1 protein-coding gene is annotated in these 754 nt (G+C 64.1%); it reads right to left on the minus strand.

Translation table 11 applies throughout. From position 1 onward, the window contains the following. The coding region (locus ACV22V_RS32415) for a type VI secretion system Vgr family protein (protein WP_448016818.1) at positions 1-754 on the minus strand (754 nt) is incomplete at both ends.

A 754-nucleotide genomic window follows, 5' to 3' on the forward strand; every position in this document is an offset into this window, starting at 1 on the left:
ACCCGTCACGAGCTGCTGCTGCGCTTCCTTCACGTCGAGCGGCTGGCTGTTCGGCGCCTTCGGATGAGTCGTGACGTACAGCCCCTGACTCGCCCGCACCGCGCCATACGCATCCGAACGCAGGTCGAAGCCGCTGCCCAGATACGATCCGCGCGAATTGCCGTTCTGATCGATGAGGTAGCCCAGATGCAGCAGGCTGTTCGCGCTGCTGCTCATCAGCTGCACGCGGTTCTGCCCGGTCGCGTCGTCCATCACGAGATGGTTGTAGCCGCTGCCCGAATATTCTTTCGACCGATAGCCGGAGAGAATCCCGTCGCTATGCCACTGCGGCTGGTTCGCGCCGTTGTACACACGGCCGACCGCGAGCGGCCGATCGCAATCGCCGCCGACATAATCGATCAGCACTTCTTCGCCGATCCGCGGCACATGCACGCCACCGTAACCGCCGCCGGTATCCGACTGCACGACGCGCACCCAGCATGACGCGTTCTCGTTGCCCGGGTTCAGACGATCCCATACGAACTGCACGCGGATCCGGTTCAGCTCGTCGGTATAGACTTCCTCGCCCTGCGGCCCGACGACGATCGCCGTCTCAAGATGCATCTTCGGCTTCTCGTGTTCGAACGGGCTGCGATACGGCACGCTCACGCGCTGCGCCTCCACCTCGACGAGATAGAAGCCGACCGAGCCATCGTCGTGCGGCACGCGAAACGCCGGATCGGCACCGTAGCCTTCCTGCGCTTGCACCAACGCG

The organism is Burkholderia sp. AW33-5 (assembly GCF_053427615.1).